A 19,668-nucleotide genomic window follows, 5' to 3' on the forward strand; every position below is an offset into this window, starting at 1 on the left:
GTGAGCAATGAATAAAGCGAAGTTTAAGCTAGCTAAAAAATTGTTGTTAATAGGCGCCATGCTTGTCCTGCTCTTTCCTATTGGAAGCGGGTTGGTATCTGCCGTTGAAGCCGAGTTGACGCCGGTGACTGTTGCCAATACCTTTATGGAAATCAGTGTTGATAAGGAGTCCGGCAGGTTCAGTGTCAATACGAAGCAAGGTTCTCCTCTAAAAGGGGGTGACGACAATAAATCGCTCCTCTTTAAAGATCGACTTCCGGAGACTTCGTTTACGACGTTTCGCATTAATGGACAAGATTATATTTACGGAAACAGTTATGGCTTTATGGGGTCTACTAGTGGTTTTACGTTCTCGCCAGCCAATCAAGGCTTCACGAATAAGTCAACATGGCGTATTGAAGGGCTCGATATTACACAGACATTAACATTAGTTAATGATCCAACGAACCCGAATGCAGGTAATATGAAGGTCACTTATCTCGTGAAAAATACGACCAAACAAAAGCAAAGTGTTGGAACTAGGATTTTGTTGGATACGATGCTTGGCTCACAAGATGCTTCTCCAATTTCGATAGCTGGCGGAAGTGAATATATTCGCAACGAGAAGGTCATTACGGGGCAGCTTCCGTATTACTGGAATGCGACAGATAATCCACTGAATCCCAAAGTGATGTCCTACGGTTTCATGCAAGGTTGGGGAAATAAAGCGCCGAATCAGATGGTTATTGCCCATTGGAACGGGATTTCCCAGACCAAGTGGGATTACACGGTGAATCCTATGCTAGATTTCACGAGCAAAATGAATGCCTATGGTTCGGCCGACAGTGCGGTGGCTCTCTACTGGGAGCCAGATGGACTCGCTCCTGGAGGAGAAGCTGTATATGAGACGTACTATGGGCTGGGCAGTTTTTTCACATCTCAGAAAGAAGCTTCGTATAGGCTGCAAGTCGGTGCGCCGAAACAATTGACATTAACGGATGATCGCAATGGTTATAAAGAAGAGGAGTTTGACATTCGCGTCGATATCGACAATGCCATTGATCGTTCGGTCCATATGGACGGTGTCGAAGTAACACTCGCTCTCCCTGCAGAACTAGATCTTGCCATAGGGGAGACAATGACCCAAAAGGTAGGCGTCATGAAGGTAGGCGAGACGAAGACTGTCACATGGCGAGTCAAGCCAAAGGTACAACTTACGTATAAAGCTGCCCCATTTCAGGTTATTGCACAAGCGGCCGGCGGGGAGGAGAGTATTCAAGCTTCCTTCATCGTACTTCCTGCACTGACCGGTGAAATACCTAACATGCAGCTGATGGAGGTATTTCCCAAGAAGGTTTATACATTGGATGATAATCCTGCGCTAACCTTGCAAGGAGCAGGTTTTGAAATATTGAAAGGATCATCCGGATGGAATGTCGATCTCATTCGAGATCGCGATGGCGCGAGCGTGGCTGTTCCCCTCTCAGATGTATCGATTCAAGATGATAAACAGATTACGGCTAAGCTAAATTTGAAAAGTGATCTTTGGAAGCAGCACAAACTCGAAGTTGGCTCGTACACGGTGAGATTGACTGCTGGCGGCAAAGTATTTACGAAAAAAATGGCGTTTACGACTGATAAAGCCTATAAATCAAAAGATTACGGAATTTTACTCGTTGTCGGTGACAACATGACGGAAAATGAGGGACAGACCTATCAGCTTGTTCCCGTAAAAAGTGAGACCGAGCTCACGGAGTTGAAAACGCAATATGAACGTACTGGAGGCCGCGAAGTTGCCTTGTTGGAGTTCCGAGGTTCGATTCGCGGTAAAAATGGAGAAAATGGCAAAGTAATTTATGAGATTGATCAGGGATCAACGATTAATTCGGTGATACGCCATGATACGACGGACATGTTAACAGCTATTTTCGGTGAAGCTTCACAGAAGATTACGATTCAAAAAAGTGCCAAGGACAGCTCGCACAGTGAGGACTATATCAATGTAAAGGGGAATGGTGCGCTTTCGATCCCTAACTTTAAATTTGCTTATGGTCCTTTCCGTATTGAGTTGGAGGATGGAAAGAAATACGCACTCGAAGCGAACGAAGAACAGGAAGAATCCAAGATTGAGATTGAGTGGGATGTATTAAAAGGATTATCCGTCATTCAACGCCTCGCGTGGTTTCAACTGAACATTAAGAACGCCGTAATCGGAACAGAGAGTGTGTCGTTTGGCGGGAGGCTAGCCCTGGATTTTGAACCAGGTTCCAAGAAAACGGAAGACGGTAAAGAAGATTCGCCAGGTAACAATAATCCTCCGAACCCGCCAAATGAACAAGATTTAACAGAAAATACCGATGGTGAAGATGATGGTGCAGGTTCGGTATTAGTTTCCGTTGATTTGGATGAAGCTAAATTTGGTATAAGGCAGAATGCCGATGCTTTTGGACCTGCAGGTAAATTCGGCTTTTTAGGGCTGCGGGCTGAAGGGGAGGCCGGTTTACCTTCCAATCTGGTCCCGGGTCTTGATCTAGGGCTCAACGGTATTGTTCGTGTAGACACGTTCGAGAAGAAATACGAGGTTGAAGCGAATGTCCAGTTCAAAGTTGTCGAAGTTAACGGACTGCTGACCATTCGATTAACGGATGGAAACTTTCCAATTGTGGATAATTTCCGTTTTGTGGTTGGGGGAGAACCAGGAATACCCTTAATTCCTATCGCTCCAATTGCCTATATAACGAAAGGTGGAGGCGGAATATACAACATCTTCGATTCGATAATGGGCAACTATAATTTCCTGCCACCACTGAAATTGGAGATGATTGGCGGACTCAGTGTTGCTAAAGTGTTTAAAGCGGATGATGCCACAGTCGGACTTTCGATGCGCGGTGTTGAATTTTCTGGTGCGTTCGAAGTGCTCGGCATCCAGTTGTTAGAAGAGGTGTATGGCAGCGTACTGCTGAAAGATTCTTTGTCTCAATTTGGCGTTGAACTCATGGCTGGTGCGAAAATAAATATTAAAAATATCATAACTGGTGAAGTGTATGTCGTCTTCCGCTACGATCCTGAGAAGCATGGCAAGCTCGGACCTGTTTATTTAGCTGGTGGAGGCAACGTGCAAGTGAAGCTTCCGCGGGGCTTAGTACTCGCAGCTGCTGAAGGTGAAATCAGCTCAGAGAAGATAGCAGGCAACGTAGAGTTTCTTGGTATCCCGTGGGGCTTTGAATATGAGTGGGGGGACAAAAAGCCAGAAATAAGCATAGGTAAGATTAATCTGCTTAAAAGCAGAAGCTTCGCTCTAGATGGGGAATCTCCATCTAGTGAACCTTTGGCTGGCGACCAGCCAGACAAGAGCTTCATCGAGCAAACGTATTATGATGAGTCAGGCAATGTATCTGGCACGATGAGCTTCGGTACGAATATGAAATCCATCGCAACTTCCGGGCCGAGGAGTCATGTGCAGCAGCCAGCTCAAAGAAGATCATTAAGGTCTATGGATTCGTTCGAATACGCGATACCTGTTTCATCGGGGCTAGAAATGGCCTTGCTGGACATTGCCTACTCAGGAGATCCTGCTGCACTTCAGGTTCAGGACCCAGAGGGGAATAATTACCCGCTTGTTGCAGGCGAGAATTATGATATTCAGGAAGTTTCTGCTGCGGATTCATCGTCAGGGGAACTAGAGCAAAGTGTGCTTATTTCGATTAAAAATCCAACCAGCGGCACGTGGCGAGTGACTTCAGATCGTGAACTGGAATGGACACTTCAACATGTAACCGTGCCTCCAACATTGGCAAGTGTTGATGTTCAGCAAACGGATTCCCATCAATTAACGGTGAATTGGCAGGGTGAACATACGACGAATGAAAAGGTCACGTTATTCCTTAGCTCAAACAACGAAAACGATCCAGGCAGTTTGCTTATTCAGGACCTCGATGTTTCTGAAGAAAGTGCGCAGATTACGTTGCCTGGATCGTTAGCAAGCGGGACCTACTACGTCAAAGCTGTCCTGTCACAAGGAGATACCAATCTAAGCAGCGTCTACAGTGGTCAATCCTTCAACGTTGTGAATCCGTACCAACCAATGAAACCAAATCACGTTCAGTTGAATCCTGCAGGTAACGGCTTGTTCAAGCTTTCTTGGGATGAGCAGGCGGCAGACGGATACACAGTACAAGTGCTTAATGGGAATGGCGAGGCCATCTCAAGCTTGGGTGTGATTGAGCTGAATAGCGACCTTCATGAGGCGATGATCGGTGGGACGGTGAACAACGAAGGGGGTCAAAAAGTCGGTATGCTGCCTGGTACTTCGTACAAAGTATCGATGGGTGCTTATCAACTTGTAGATGGCGTCAAAGTGTACAGTGAGCCTGCGGTTACAGCAGCTGTCCTGCTGCCAGAGCCACAGCCTGCAAGCATGCAGTTATCTGTTCTTCATGCCAATAACGAACCGGTAACCAATACGTTTACGCAGAATGGTACGACAACGTATATCATGAATGAATCGGGCTTTCAGCTTCACATGCATGCAGATCAATCCGTATCAACGGAAGTTATTGTGAATAATGTGAAAACTGCTGAGCCCATTGTGGGAGCAGACTGGAGCAAATCAATTTCATTACGCGAGGGAGAAAATGTTATCCAATTGTTCGCAACCAATCAGCGAGGAGATCGAAGTTCTGCCAGTGTTCGTGTCATTTCCGATATGACCGTACCTGATTTGAAAGTCGAGAACGCGCGAACAAATGCTGACAAACAGACGGCCTTAGTGAAAGGGATGGCTGAGCCAGGCAGTCAGGTGACAATCAACGGCATGTCGGTGCCTGTTCAAGAGGGCGGTGCTTTCGAGCAATCGATTCCTTTAGAAGGTTACCTTTCTAAGCCTATTGTGATTGCTGCCAAAGATATGGCAGGAAATGAAACCGTGCTGAATACGGAAGTTATCAATAGCACGGTGACTTCATTAGCTAAAGTTGAACTTCGTCCTTCTGCAACTCTGTCGGAAGACGAAGAGCTCCAGCTTCCTGCAGGCAGCGAGCAATCTTTAGAATTCATAGGTACAGACAAGGAAGGAAACTCGTTCGATCTTGATCCTAACAGTGTACAATGGAGTGTTCTGCTAGGGGATACGAATGGAAGTATTTCAGAACAAGGACGTTTACATACTTCTTATGAAGGCGATATGGTCATTAAAGCTTCTTATTCGGTTGCAGGTGACTTTGCCTTTGAGGATACGCTTATTGTACATGTAACTCAACCTGCTGGAACACCAGAATCGCCGCCAGTTGACTATGACGATTGGTATATACCTCCGACGACGACACTTCCAGGGGATGACAGTGAAGAGGCTGGAAGTCCAGTCGAAGAAACATTGCACAACATTCTAAAACGGTTGATTGAGCAAGAGCAAGGCGTAGACTTTGTAACTTCAGCCAAAATCGAAGCCAATCAGGAACGTATCATTCCAATTCGCGATCGTGCTGTTATTCGGATACCAGCGCAACCGCTTAAAGAAAGCGTTGGACTCGGCATTGGTGCAGTACGTGTTCCGAAGAAGTATGAAGTTGGCGGCTTAAAGGTGATTGGCGATATCTACGAATTCAAGTTCGATAGACCTACCCAACTTCAAGCACCTGCTGAACTCACGGTGCGCTATTCGATGGAAGAGCTCCAAGATCCTGGGCGAGCTGCGGTCTATTATTACAATGAACAGACTCATAGCTGGGAATACATCGGTGGTCTGATAAATCCAATAACAGGCGTCGTTACGGCAACGTTGCCTCATTTCAGTAAATTTGCCTTACTGTATAATGGTGAATTACCGATCTTCATGGATATGATCAATCGCTGGTCGCATGATGTCGTATACCGTTTGGCCTCCATGGGGGCAGTTAACGGTGTACAATCCGAAGAAGGCTTAATCTATGAGCCAGTGCGTGCCATTACACGGCAAGAATTTGCCAAAATTGCGGTTGGTGTTCTTGGAGCCGCAGCATCAACGCCTACAGGCGAACTTTCCGCCGACTTTGCGGATCGAGAGCGCGTAGCTGATTGGGCGAAGCCTTATGTAACAGCGGCTATCGAGCATCAATGGCTTGGCGGTACTAAGAGAGACGAGCAGCTCTACTTAGATCCAACGGTGCCCATCTCAAGAGCGGAAGCCATAGCGATTATCGGTCGGATGATCCATTCGCAAACTGAGTTGGAGCCAGCAGATACTAAGGTTTCATTTACGGATGCGCATGCTATTCCTGAGTGGGCTTTGCCCTATGTAACGATGCTTGTTCAGCTTGGCGTCATCAGTGGTTACCCCGATGGTACATTGAGGCCGGAGGCACAAATTACGAGAGAAGAAGCAGCGGCTATCATTAGTAAAATGCTGGATGTGAAGAACTAAAGCAATCGAGTATTTCCCTTAACGGGAGATGCTCGATTTTTTTTAGTAGCAGGGAAGGTTGGCTGTGGAAAGGGACTTGTGCGTAGGTAGTGATTATGAAATGATAGAAATATCGGGAATTCCCCATTCAATCCGCTATTGTATCTCAGAATGAAAGCAGGCCATAAGAATGGATTATGAATTTTTAATTTCATTTACTCCTAAAATTATCGATGTTGTAAAACGAGATCAACCCTTTTGGGAAACGTTCCAATATCTACTTGAGCGAGACCGTACACTTCTCCATGTCATGGCGTATGTCTATTCCGGGCAGGGGATATTGGAGGTTGACGGGAAACGGACACCCCTCGCTTCTGGCTGCACATTCCAGGTTCCTCCAGGTAAAGCGATGCGAATCACGACAACGCCTGATCATACATTGTGCTTTTATTCGATACATTGTCGATACGGAATGGCACATTGGGAGGGTACTGAGCTTCGCTTAGCACCGAGTGAAGGTGCTTTGCCACTTCCAGAGACACATTTGTGGCCCGAAAATAATGCGCTCGCAGATAAATTCCAGCAGGCATTCACGTTATGGAAAAATAAAAATAGCGGTTACGAATGGCAGGTAAGACAACTGCTAATTGATATGTTGCAAAGCTTTCTGCAAGGGAAGTTCCCTGCGGGAGAGATCAGTTCTGCTGGATCTGTTCAAGAGGCTATTGATTTTATGAAAACCTCGTATAAGGAGGAACTGACGCGGGAACGAATGGCTGAACGGTTATCGTTATCACCGGGCTACTTTTCCATTCTTTTTAAAAAACATACAGGCCTAAGCCCAATTCATTATTTAAATAGAATTCGAATGGATCAAGCGAAGCACCTATTGAAAAATACGAAGTATCCCATCAAGCAGGTGGCAGAGGAAGTTGGATTTCAAGATTCTTTTTACTTCTCCAGAATGTTTGTGAAAGAAACAGGTATGGCGCCAAGTGAGTATCGGAAATCATGAAAAAGTTATCTAACAATAATCCAGATTATTGATAAAGTTTCTTCATGTACGGAGAATTGAAAACGTTTTATAGTAAGACCTATAAAACAAAAGTTCCTGATGGAGGCGATATGACTATGAGTAATGCCCCTCGAATTATTGATACGGATGTTCATAATGCGGTACCGCATAACAAGGATTTACTCCCTTATCTTGCAAGAGAATGGCATGAGCAGCTTCTATCAGCCGGACCTGGTGCTCCTGGCGTCTATTACTCGCCGCTTGGTGTGATGCGCAAAGATGCTAGACCAGACAACGGCGGGATACCTGGAAGTGACCCTCATTTTCTAAAAAAGCACCATTTGGATAGATATGGCATTGATTATGCAATATTGACAGGTTCTGGCATTTTGGGTGTGTCTTTAAATCCAGATCCCGATTACGGGAATGCGGTTTGCAGCGCTTATAATGATTGGTTAGTGGAGACTTGGCTGAAAGTAAGCCCACAATATAAAGGTTCCATCTTGATCAATCATTCCGATCCGCATGCAGCAGCCAAAGAAATTGATCGCATGGGCGGCCACCCTGATATGGTGCAAGTCATTATGGCATCCGGCTCACCGATGTTATTCGGACAACGTTTTTACCATCCGATTTATGAAGCAGCAGAACGCAACGGGTTGCCGGTTGCCATCCATCCTGGAACAGAAGGACGGGGCATCGCGGGCGCACCTACACCATCCGGGTATCCTACGAAATATTTTGAATGGCATAATATTTTACCAACGAATTACATGGCCCATATTAACAGCTTGGTTTGTGAAGGGGTTTTTGTGAAATTTCCTAAGCTCAAATTTGTAGCGATCGAAGGCGGACTCGCTTGGTTGCCGCATCTTATGTGGCGAATGGACAAGAACTACAAAGGTCTTCGGGATCAAGTGCCATGGCTGACGCGACTTCCTTCTGAATACATCCGGGAACATATCCGATTAACGACACAGCCGATTGAAGAACCTAGTCAACCTGACCACATCAATCAAATTTTGGATATGCTTGGCGGGGATCATATGGTGATGTTTTCCTCCGATTATCCGCATTGGGATTTTGATAATCCGAAGATGGCCCTACAACCGATCAGAAAAGAGCTAAGACAGAAAATATTAGTGGAAAATGCTATGGCGCTTTATAATCTCACAACAGCTTCGATTACAGCAACGGAGGTGTAGACATGACGATAAGATCTAAATCAAGGCATGTCGTAGCAACGGTTGCTGAAATCGAACAGCTAGGCAGAAAGATTGTGGAAGTGAAAGGGATGGAAATCGGGATTTTCAGCGTTGATGGACACTTCTATGCTTGGCGTAATGTGTGTCCGCATGCGGCGGCGCCCGTCTGTGAAGGGACGGTTTGTGGAACCCGGCTTCCCTCCATGGTTTACGAATATATACATGGCCGAGAGCAGGAGATTTTGCGTTGTCCTTGGCATGGTTGGGAGTTTGATCTAAAGACGGGCATGCATCTAGTTGAGGGAGGCGTGAAGCTTCGGGGCTATGATCTAGAAGTGGATGGCGACCATATTTACATGCTTATATAAGGAGATGTTAAGCCAATGTTGGACATGTACGAGGATCATATAAGACGAAAGAAAACAGCCTCGTTATCTGAATTTACAACGGAATATCAAGACTTCAGGTATTATGTCTCATCGGTCACGCCTGATATTAAGCTTGCCATCAACGTAATTAAGCCACTTGGTCCAGCTCCAATGCTGGTAAAGCTCCATGGGTGGCACATGAGTATGCCCGAGCCTCAGATGAGGGTAACGCCAGCAGAAAATATGGACCATTATTTGGTAGTCCAGGTGGATATGCGAGGCAGAGCCTTTTCGGAAGGGGAGGCTGACTGTAATGGCTATGAGCTCATGGATATTTATGATGCCGTTCAATTTGTACGAAAAGAATATGCGCACTATCTTTCTGATCCTGAACTCATCTATTTAGAAGGAGGAAGCGGCGGAGGTGGCAATGTGCTGGCGATGTTAGGCAAGTTCCCGGATACGTTTGCTGCTGCTTCCTCCTTTTACCCCATGTCTGATTATGCGAAGTGGTATGTACAAGATGAAGTTGGCGAGTTTCAAGACGAGATGGATGTTTGGATCGGTTGTCCGCCAGAGGTGGACAGCGAAAGATATGAAGCTAGAAGCGGGATTCATCTCGTGAATAACTTGCATACCCCGCTTTATTTGGCCCATGGAAATGGAGATATTCGCATCCCAGTGGACCATGCGAGAGCCTATGTTCAACAAGCACAGGCGTATGGCAAATCGCAGCTCATTCAATATGAAGAACTCCCAGGTGTTGGTGGTCGAGGTCACCAAGATGGCATTACGGCTGAACAATTGGCAGGCATTCAGGAAGCATCGGATGCGAATCGCAGGAACCACGCTATACCTGTGACCATTCCACAGCAAGGGACACTGCAGATCGGCGGTTATCTCTACACGAAACCTTTTCAAATTGTGCTTGATTCGATGGATCATGTCGCGCAAGTTGAATACTCTCTCCCAAATAATACGTATCAGTTGCGTGCAAGGAAACCTTATCCCTACACATTGACAACCTTGGATGGCAGGGTCATCACAGGAATATGCAGTGTAATTACGATCAGTCAGTAGATGATACTGGCTTTTTTATCTTGGCAACGTAGTGACTATGAATCGATAAGGTTGTGACAGAGTATGGAAAAATCGAGATTGAAAAATAATGATTCTTACTGGCTTGCAGATACCTATAGTGCTGACGAATCTGTTGTTCCAGCGGATAAACGTGTTCCGTTTGGGTGGCCGGCAGCATCCGTTAGCGGTATAGAGGCGCGTAAGATTACACTATTATGGAAAAATAGAGCATCGCACGACTCCGCTTGGTTGAGAATTACGGTGGCACTGGATTTACGTGAAGAAGTGAAGTTGGAAGTTAGAAGCGCCGTATCGCATATTCTGCTAGGTAGCTTCGATATTCGCTATGCGTCGGTACTTCAGCCATTCCAGCTCCTCCTCTCCAAAGAGCAGGTACAGCTTGCTGTAAGCGAAGGCATTTCACTTAGACAGACTGAAGGGAATGTGCCTTTATGGCTATTTGTCCCCGATCGGAGAAAGCCGGCATCTGCGGAGGAAGCGCCACTTCTGTTTCCACATTTGTATGATGCGCAGGATCAAGGTGTGGATCGGTGGGAAGCCATGAAAATAACCTTGCCTACTTTATCTTCGTTACAAGCTTTTGGGTGGTTAGAGGGCTGTGTTTTACATGGATTAATGGAGTTAAATCGCGTAACGGGGGAGCGGGAATACCGCGAGGCTTTGTCACGGCACTTTCACATGTTTATCGATGAGGAAAAGAAGCTGCGCTATGAGAATCCACGCAGTATGCCTGTTGACGATCAGATTTATGGCATTGAAGGGACCTTGCCCTTCGCCATGCTCGCACAGTTGGATGCCACACACCCCACCCTAGAACGCGCAATCCATTTCTGGATGGACCCGCGTAATGAGGAAGGTGTGTTGCTTGATCATACGATGCTTACTGCAGAAGGAAACTACACACTTGCTTATCCGATGGCTGTGCTCGCTAAGCAGCGGGGACGATTGGATTTAGCTCGTCTTGCCATCAGGCAGCTAGAAGCAAGACAGAAGTTGACACTTGGCGATGATCTGTACCTACGCTATCATCAGGACGGGAGCTATTCGTTTCGAAATTGGTCACGTGCCTACGCATGGTATTTGTTAGGCTTGGCTCGTACGTTGAAAGAATTGGATGGCGCAGATTTCTTAATGAACGATGAGATGCACGCTATTCAGACATTGAAGCAAGAACTATTGCGTGTTTCGCGAATTTCAATGCGCTATCAGCTTCCTAGTGGTTTGTGGTCAGTGTTCCTAGATGATCCGGATACAGGTCCTGAAACCTCAGGCTCTGCGGGGATTGCAGCGGCGCTGGCAATTGGCGTCGAGATGGGCTTGTTAGACAAGGAGGCATTAGCGGCTGCTACGCTTGCCAAGGAAGCATTAACACCGTATCTAACACAGGATGGTATTCTTAGCGGTGTTTCTCAAGGGAATAAGGGAGGAGAAAGTTTGCAGCGCGGAGGGTATCGCGTCCTTTCCCAAATGGGAACAGGCCTGGCGGCACAACTATGGGCTGCGATAAGTTGGATAGAAAACGAGCAATAGCACATAATAACCCTGATTGATCAGGGTTAACCTTTTATTAAAAAGTTAACGTTGACGTTAACGTTAGAACGGATTATGATAATGACATCGAGAAGAAACTATTTTGAAAGGAGTGTTGCTTAGATGGATAAATACAAAATTGATGATGTAGCGAAAGAAAGTGGACTGACGAAGAGGACGATTCGCTACTATGAGGAAATCGGCGTCTTATTTCCTCCAGAACGTAGTGAGGGCGGCATGCGCTTATACACGCGCAAACATATCGAAAGATTGAGTCAAATTGTCAATGCTCGGGATGTTCTCGGATTCTCACTTATGGAAATTCAGGATTTCGTAGCGATTCGCGAAAAGCTGGACGAACAGAAGCAAGTCTATTGGAAAACCGAAGCAGCCGAAGAGAAGCTCTCGCAGCTGCGGGAAATAAAGGTCATGATCGATCAGCAGATGGACATGGTTGATCAAAAAATTAATAAGATGATTGAATTTCGCAAAGAAATCGAAACCATGCAAAAGCGCGTCAATGATGGTATTTCTAAAATGACAACATAAAAGGAGTCTTCTGGGTCATGCAACCAACAGCTACGAGTAAGGCCAATACGGCCGCACAGCATCAGAGTACACAGAAAGTTAGTATGTTTACGCAACCCAAAGCGGTATGGGCGGTCGTTTTCGCCAGCATTATCGCTTTCATGGGTTTAGGTCTGGTAGATCCGATTTTACCCGCTATTGCTACAAAACTACATGCCTCCCATAGTGATGTTACCTTATTATTCACGAGTTATAATGCCGTCATGGCTGTAGCAATGTTAATCACAGGCGTTGTTTCGTCCCGTCTAGGTATCAAAAAAACACTGCTCGCAGGCATCATCATTATTGCCCTTTTCTCTGCATTAGGTGGGATGTCAAATAGTATTTGGAGTCTAGTATGGCTGCGTGGAGGCTGGGGACTAGGCAATGCGTTGTTCGTTGCAACGGCATTGTCTGCCATCGTCTCTTTGTCCAAAACCGGCGTTGCTCGCTCTATTATTTTGTTTGAAGTCGCGGTTGGACTTGGGATCTCCGTTGGTCCATTACTTGGCGGGGAACTCGGCGCCATCTCATGGAGAGGCCCATTCTTCGGTGTTGCCGGCCTCATGGTCATTGCTTTCTTTATGATTTTGTTTATCATGCCCAAACAACAAACACAAATCCGCAAAACCAAAGCATCGTTAGCGGATCCATTCCGCGCTTTGAAATTCAAAGCTCTTCGTACCTTCGGAATCGCGGCTTTTCTATATAACTTTGGTTTTTTCACTTTACTTGTTTACGCAGCATTAGTCTTAGGCAAGCTAGGATTAGATGAGCATCAACTTGGTTATGTTTTCTTGGGCTGGGGACTTATGCTTGCTTTTACATCTGTTTTTACGGCACCGAAACTGCAAAAACGTTTTGGTACAGTATCTTCCATGTGCGTTCAATTATTGTTATTCGCTGTTACTTTGTTTGTCATGGCGAACTGGACAACGGATAAAACGGTTATCATTATCGCAGTTATCATTGCGGGAGCGTTTCTTGGTAATAACAATACGCTAATTACGACTGCAGTAATGAATGCTGCACCGGTCGAACGTCCAACCGCTTCAGCGGCTTATAGCTTCTTGCGTTTCATCGGAGGGGCAATCGCTCCATTCCTAGCAGGCAAATTGGCTGAATGGTTCAACCCGCAAATGCCATTTATTGTTGGCGGCGCGTGTGTAGTCGTGGCTGTTATCTATCTGTGGATGAATCGTCAGCATTTGAAACACGTGGATGAAGTGGAAAGTGCGCATTAATATATATAGGAGAGCCCGCTGTTTAGCGTGGCTCTTTTTAGTTGTTCTTGAACATTTCATCGAAAAGGACAAGCAAAAAGTTCAGGAATGTGATGAAAGTGGGGAAGCCCATTGTTCGAATTGTTCATAGAACTTGTAATTATTCACTAGGAGTCAGCCCATAAATCCGATAGCATGAATCTGAGAAAGGCAATAGGAGGTGAGCTTAAGGAAGACAGGAATCAAGTAGATGGCCATGCAAGATCGAATCACCGCTTGTCCCACATTAGGACGAAAGGATGAGAGCCGTGTACGTAAATTCAGTTAGACATGTAAGAAAGTTAGTGATTGTCGGTTTAATCATTGCCTTATTCGTGTCATTGTTTCTATCCGCACAAAAAGCAGAAGCAGCGAGTGTAACCATACCAAGTAATGGTGTTCAAATAAAGGATTCGGCAGGCAATCTTTTGCAAGCGCATGGTGGAGGCATCATTAAAGTAGGATCGTATTACTACTGGTTTGGTGAGAATAGAAGTGGAGATAACTTAGTCGCTTGTTATCGCTCAACCGATCTCAAAACATGGGAGTTCCGCAATAATGTACTCAAGCATTCTTCAGCTCCTGAACTCGCGACTGCGAATATTGAGCGTCCGAAAGTCATTTATAATGCTTCTACAGGTCAATTCGTCATGTGGATGCATAAAGAAAATGGTGTTGATTACAGAGAAGCAAGAGCAGCGGTGGCTTACTCTTCGACCGTTGATGGCAATTACACCTGGCAGGGCAGTTTCCAACCACAAGGTCAGTACATGTCTCGGGATGACACCTTGTTCGTAGATGACGATGGTTCAGCGTATTTCATTTCTTCTGCCAGAGAAAATTTAGATACGCATATCTACAAGCTTTCATCCGATTATAGATCCATTGCCTCCTTAGTTCAGAAGGTTTGGGTGGGAAGTCAACGTGAAGCGGCAGCGATGTTTAAAAGGAATGGCGTGTACTTCCTTGTGACCTCCGGAGCGACCGGCTGGGCGCCGAATCAAATGAAGTATGGGACAGCAACGAGCATTGCCGGCACATGGAGCGCCCTGAGCAATGTTGGAGACGGTACTTCGTTTGATTCCCAGCCTGCGTATATTCTCCCTGTTCAAGGCACCTCCACAACCTCCTATCTCTACATCGGAGATCGGTGGGCTGGGGCATGGGGCGGTATTGTGAATGACTCGCGGTACGTTTTCCTGCCGATTTCATTCCCTTCCAATACATCGATGAGCCTAACGTATTATGATAAAATAACGATCGATACAGCGACTGGCACCGTTTCCGGGTCCAATTATAGTTTTAACACCACGACAAATTATAAGATTCTCAACCGGAATAGCAATAAGTCTTTAGCTGTCAGTGGAACGGATAAAAATCTCAGTGCAGCGCCAATCCAGCAATTTACGGATACGACGGCGCTTTACCATAGATGGCAACTCGTGAAAAAGGCGAACGGCTACTACAGCATTATCAACAAACAAAGCGGCAAATATATGGATATTAATGGTCAATCCACGGCGGATGGCGCCACGAACATTCAATATGCAAGCAATGGCGGTAAGAATCAAGAATGGCTGCTGGTTGATCTAGGAAATGGTTATTATGCCATCGAGAATCGTAATAGCCGTAAATTTATGGACATCAGTGGAAGCTCTACAGCCGATGGGGGGCAGAACATTCAATATACGTGGAATGGTGGCAATAATCAGCAATGGACGATTAATTAAAGGTCGTATGAAGCGAGGCATGGAGCAATTCCATGCTTCTTTTTTTATTTTCTTCGTACTGTGATTCTGTCTATATCATAGAAATATACACATCGGTCGTAGTAGCGTCGGATATAAAGGGATAAGCATCGTTGTTACAATACTGTTGAGAAAGCGCATTCATTAGTAGATGCAATTATTAAGTAGGAGGAAATCAGAATGAAACGTACTTTGTTCGTAAAATGGATGTCCTGTATGACGTTAGCAGGCATGCTAGTCACATCAGTGGGGACGGCTAGTGCAGCCGGGGTTTCCACAACATCAACCGATCAGCCTATTTCCAGATCGGAATTCGTCACATTAATGAATCGTACTTTCGGATTTACGGAAAAAGCGAATATTTCATTTAGTGACGTGAACCCGGGCAGTGCCAATTATGATGAAGTAGCCAAAGCCGTGAAAGCTGGTTACATTCAGGGCTACGAAGACGGTACCTTTGGTTCGAGTAAGTCCATTAGCCGCCAGGAGGCTGCTGTGATGATCGCTAGAGCGAGGGGCTTATCCTCAGCTCCAAGTACAGCAACTCAGTTCTCGGATAACAATTCTGTAGCGACTTGGGCAAAGGACGCGGTAAATATGACCGTCGCTCGTCGCATATTAATTGGGAATGCTGTCGATCAAACGTTGCGACCTATGGACCCTATTAACCGTGCAGAAGCGGCGCTCGTATTGAATCGGGCTGCAGCACCGTTGCAGAACTTGTCCATCCTGGACTATGGTGCGATCCCGAATGATGGTAAAGATGATTTGCCAGCCATCAAACTTGCGGTAGAAGCGGCTAAAGCAAAGGGTAAGGGCGTTTATGTGCCAAGCGGAGAATTTAATCTAAACGGCTTACTGACATTGGATTCTGTCGATCTTATTGGTGACGGAGAGACTTCCATTCTTAAAAGTATGGATCTCAAACTGCAATCAATTATCCTGACTGGTGAAGGTACGGATCTAAGCGCAGTAAAGTTAATCTCGGTGCCGGCTTCTGTTCGATTGACCAACGATGATTCCGCTCGGGTGCGTGTAGGTCCGAATGCGAAGAATTATTCGATTACCAACATTGTGATTGACGGTGGATCTTCCGTAGGGTTTTTCAATGCGGGGACGAACGGGGTCATCAGTGGGAATACGGTCAAAAACATGCTGGCAGACGGTATTCATATCACTGCCTTATCTAGCGAAATTCTCGTTGAGAACAATACCGTCAACCGTGTCGGGGACGATTTCATTGCTGTAGTATCCTATGAGAAATTTGGCGGTTGGGTAAAGAACGTCACAGTTCGGGGGAATAACGTCTCTGATGGTGAAGCGCGCGGGCTTACGGTTTCAGGCGGGGAGAATATCCTTGTAGAGAATAACAAAGTGTCCGATATTGACGGTGCTGGCATATATCTCAGCTCGGAGGGCAATTACAAGACGTATGCGGTAAAAGATACTATCGTACGCAATAACACAGTTGTGAATGACAGTCGTGATGGAGGAAGTCCGACACAAGGTGGTTTAAATATTACGGCAACGAACAAAAATCCAAGCTTGGTTAACGTCCTCATTGAAAATAATACATTCACCGATTCACACGATAATGGTGTATTGATTGCGGGTACTTTTGAAATTAAAGGTGTTCAGTTTAAAAACAATACCATTGTGAATCCGAAGAATTACGGTATCCTTATTGTAAAAACAATCGTTGGCGACATTAACATTGCAGGAAATAAGATAACGAAGTCAGGCAAAGCCGTGTATGCCAATCAGTCTAGTGATAAACGCATAACGAGTGATCTGGCGAGTGAAGGAAGCGGCAGTGGAGGCGCAGGTACAAGTAGTGTAGCCGCATATGGGACACCTAAGATTGACGGTGAAATCGATGGGTTATGGGCAGATGCAAGCGTTCTGCAGATGAATACGGCAGCTACAGGTACGACAGGCACAGCTAAAATCGCATGGGACGAGAAAGCCCTGTACTACTTATTCGAAATGAAGGATACCACGCCTTATGCTGTAGCGGTTAATGAGAAAAATGACTCCGTTGAAGTGTGGGTGGATGAGCTTAACAAGAAGAACGGGGCCAAAACAACAGGCGACTACCAGATGCGTGTCGATTTGAAGAATGCGGTAACCACTTCTATGAAAGGCTTGAACTTAACCAACGTGGTTAGTGCTGTAAAAGAAGTAAAAGGCGGCTACATCGTAGAGTTCGCCGTACCTTACAGAGAGCTGAAGCCTGCGGCTAATACCATCATCGGATTCAATGCCAGTGCGAATGATGATTCGAATGGCGATGGAGTGCGTAACGCTTTCGTTACTTGGGTAGATAAGAACCTGCCGTATTGGGCAGATACGAAGGTTTATAATGAAGTGAAGTTGGCAGTGCCGAAAAAATAAAGCATGAAAGAGGCTAGCTCAAGGGTCGAGGACCTTAGAGCTAGCCTTTTGTGTGCGTTAAGGTGTCGGTACAGCAGCACCGTTAATGTAAGATTGCAGTGGTGAGCTATTGCCACTATAGGTTTGCGTGGAGCCGTTCACGAGCTCCTCTAGGAAGTAATTGATTGCATAACCAGCAGGATTGGTATGTGTGTTGTTTTGGATTTTGACACTTGTAACAGTGCCCGTTTCCAACTTAATGACATCGTTTGCTGCTGTATTCGAGGTGTTAATGTCTTGGAACGTATTGCCTTGAACATTCAATGTGCCTGCGGTAATGCCGTTCTTCCATTTCAAACCATTCGTTGCGGTGCGGACAAAAGTGTTGCCGGTAAACGTAGCTGTACCTACAAAGCTGGAGTCAATAAGGGCTCCTTCGGTACTCGTGCTGGATCCGCTAGGGGATGTGCTTGTAATGGTATTATTCGAAAAAGTTACGCTTTGGACATGGTCTCCGGTAACATTAATCCCCATTTTGCGAGAGTTATATAACTTATTATTCGAAAAAGTGACGTTGGAAACGTTGTTAAAGCTAGATGAAACCATTAAAGCACCATGACTTGTCGCTGTACTACCGCCATTTGTAATCGTATTGTTGTCTACGGTAACGTTATTCACACCAAAGGTGGAATACGCGGATTCAGAAGCGATTAAGATACCTGCATTCAGCGGATTTGTAATTGTGTTGTTTTGAATCGTTACATTGTTTCCACCAATGACCGTCATTCCCCGACCTGCCGTTGGTTGGTTGGAAAACTGGTTATTCGTAATCCACACATCGTGGACCGCTTGAGGGTCTTTTAATTGGTAGCTGACAACCGCAATCCCATCGTCACCTGTGCTGCTGACATTATTATTATGGATACGAATATTGTAAGAGCCTGCTGTTGTATGGATCCCGTCAGCTAATGTGTTTTTCACTGTATTATGTTGAACGAGCCCATTGCTAGCTCCTTTAATCATTATACCAGCGCCATTTGCGCCATCTACCGTTACTCGCTCAATCAGAAAATAGCCAATGTTGCTCGTACCGCCTGTAACAGCGCCATCCACATAAATGCCGCAGGTCGTGTTAGCTGCTGAACGAGTAGAGGTGACAGCCGTCAGCTTAAGATCAGTTAATACAGCATTCGTATTGGTCATGCGTACGGCCTGATTCGTTTGATTCGTAGCAGCGAGGATAGACGACTGTCCACTTCCGTACATAACAACACCGTCTAATTGAATGAGACCAGCGTGCTCGAACCGACCACTTGGGACATAGACGGCGGAGCCTGAAGCTTTGGCAGCTGTGATAGCATTGTTAATGGCTGTTGTATTATCCGTACCTGTTGTCGCGACGGCTCCATAACTCGTAATATTGACGTTCGGCTTGCCATATACTTGGAATTCATTCGCCGAAGCAAATGCACCTGCTACCGATGAGCCAGTCACCGTAATTCTTACATACCTGCCCACATCCAAAAAGTTATCGTTTGTATCTCCTAACGTCGTGTTGCTCGTTTTATCGACAACAGTTGTGAAGGTGATGTTATCTGCGCTGACTTCGATTTTATATTTGTAAGAACGACTAGCGCTTAAGTACCATTGCGAGGAAACCTTGGTTAGTGCTCTCATTTCGCCGAGGTCAACTTGCCACCACTGCGGCATCGTACCGCTTGAAGCAGCCCAGCGAGTAGCGGTGTCACCATCATTGGCATTGCTGCCTGGATTGCCTGATTGCGTAGAGCTGACGGTGACCGTTTTACCTTGAGACACAATGGCGTCTGCGGCCAATACAGTAGAAGGACTTAATCCGCTAAGACCGACGCTGAGTGCGACGATCAGCATAAACGAAAGAAATCTCCTCCATGCTTGATGAAACTGAAATTGAACCATCATATTCATTCTCCCTTTCTAACTTGAATTTACGTACTACATCAGTATAAGGGGGATGAATTGCACTTTTTTGCTTGGAAATAGCACTATTTTACGAATGTACAAACTTCATAGAAATATGCACATCATTCGTAGCATCATCGGATATTGAGGCAAAAAGACTGTTGATACAATGATTAAAGAAAGCGTATTCATGTAAAAAATTG

11 protein-coding genes are annotated in these 19,668 nt (G+C 45.7%); 10 read left to right on the forward strand and 1 reads right to left on the reverse strand.

The features are described 5' to 3' along the window. Nucleotides 1–7 precede the first annotated feature (7 nt). The 10 genes from AC58QT_RS31525 (at nucleotide 8) to AC58QT_RS31570 (ending at nucleotide 17,545) form a co-directional block, all read left to right on the forward strand. The gene (locus AC58QT_RS31525; protein ID WP_497412464.1) at nucleotides 8–6,376 is read left to right on the forward strand and encodes an S-layer homology domain-containing protein; all 6,369 of its coding nucleotides are present in this window, start codon (nucleotides 8–10) and stop codon (nucleotides 6,374–6,376) included. Between the two features lie 169 nt (nucleotides 6,377–6,545). Then, nucleotides 6,546–7,370 carry a helix-turn-helix domain-containing protein gene (locus AC58QT_RS31530; RefSeq protein ID WP_497412465.1) on the forward strand — a complete coding sequence of 275 codons (825 nt, stop codon included), beginning with the start codon at nucleotides 6,546–6,548 and terminating at the stop codon, nucleotides 7,368–7,370. 110 nt (nucleotides 7,371–7,480) lie between these two features. Further along, nucleotides 7,481–8,575, forward strand: a complete 1,095-nt coding sequence (locus AC58QT_RS31535) for an amidohydrolase family protein (protein ID WP_497412466.1) — start codon at nucleotides 7,481–7,483, stop codon at nucleotides 8,573–8,575. Nucleotides 8,576–8,577: 2 nt separating this feature from the next. Then, the gene (locus AC58QT_RS31540; RefSeq protein WP_497412467.1) at nucleotides 8,578–8,943 is read left to right on the forward strand and encodes a Rieske (2Fe-2S) protein; all 366 of its coding nucleotides are present in this window, start codon (nucleotides 8,578–8,580) and stop codon (nucleotides 8,941–8,943) included. A 15-nt stretch (nucleotides 8,944–8,958) separates the two neighbouring features. Beyond that, nucleotides 8,959–10,023 (forward strand): alpha/beta hydrolase family protein, encoded by a 1,065-nt coding sequence (locus AC58QT_RS31545; RefSeq protein ID WP_497412468.1) that lies wholly within the window; start codon nucleotides 8,959–8,961, stop codon nucleotides 10,021–10,023. 63 nt (nucleotides 10,024–10,086) lie between these two features. Then, the gene (locus AC58QT_RS31550; protein WP_497412469.1) at nucleotides 10,087–11,574 is read left to right on the forward strand and encodes a glycoside hydrolase family 88 protein; all 1,488 of its coding nucleotides are present in this window, start codon (nucleotides 10,087–10,089) and stop codon (nucleotides 11,572–11,574) included. A gap of 123 nt (nucleotides 11,575–11,697) precedes the next feature. Then, nucleotides 11,698–12,123: a MerR family transcriptional regulator gene (locus tag AC58QT_RS31555; RefSeq protein ID WP_497412470.1), complete on the forward strand. Its 426-nt coding sequence runs from the start codon at nucleotides 11,698–11,700 to the stop codon at nucleotides 12,121–12,123. A 17-nt stretch (nucleotides 12,124–12,140) separates the two neighbouring features. After that, nucleotides 12,141–13,385 carry an MFS transporter gene (locus AC58QT_RS31560; RefSeq protein ID WP_497412471.1) on the forward strand — a complete coding sequence of 415 codons (1,245 nt, stop codon included), beginning with the start codon at nucleotides 12,141–12,143 and terminating at the stop codon, nucleotides 13,383–13,385. A gap of 287 nt (nucleotides 13,386–13,672) precedes the next feature. After that, complete coding sequence (locus AC58QT_RS31565) at nucleotides 13,673–15,133, forward strand: RICIN domain-containing protein (protein WP_497412472.1); 1,461 nt, start codon at nucleotides 13,673–13,675, stop codon at nucleotides 15,131–15,133. 198 nt (nucleotides 15,134–15,331) lie between these two features. Beyond that, nucleotides 15,332–17,545 (forward strand): sugar-binding protein, encoded by a 2,214-nt coding sequence (locus AC58QT_RS31570; RefSeq protein WP_497412473.1) that lies wholly within the window; start codon nucleotides 15,332–15,334, stop codon nucleotides 17,543–17,545. A 57-nt stretch (nucleotides 17,546–17,602) separates the two neighbouring features. Here AC58QT_RS31570 and AC58QT_RS31575 read toward each other — a convergent pair whose 3' ends face one another. Then, nucleotides 17,603–19,465: a discoidin domain-containing protein gene (locus AC58QT_RS31575; RefSeq protein ID WP_497412474.1), complete on the reverse strand. Its 1,863-nt coding sequence runs from the start codon at nucleotides 19,463–19,465 to the stop codon at nucleotides 17,603–17,605. Between the last annotated feature and the right edge of the window lie 203 nt (nucleotides 19,466–19,668).

Source organism: Paenibacillus sp. J31R109, from assembly GCF_059692055.1.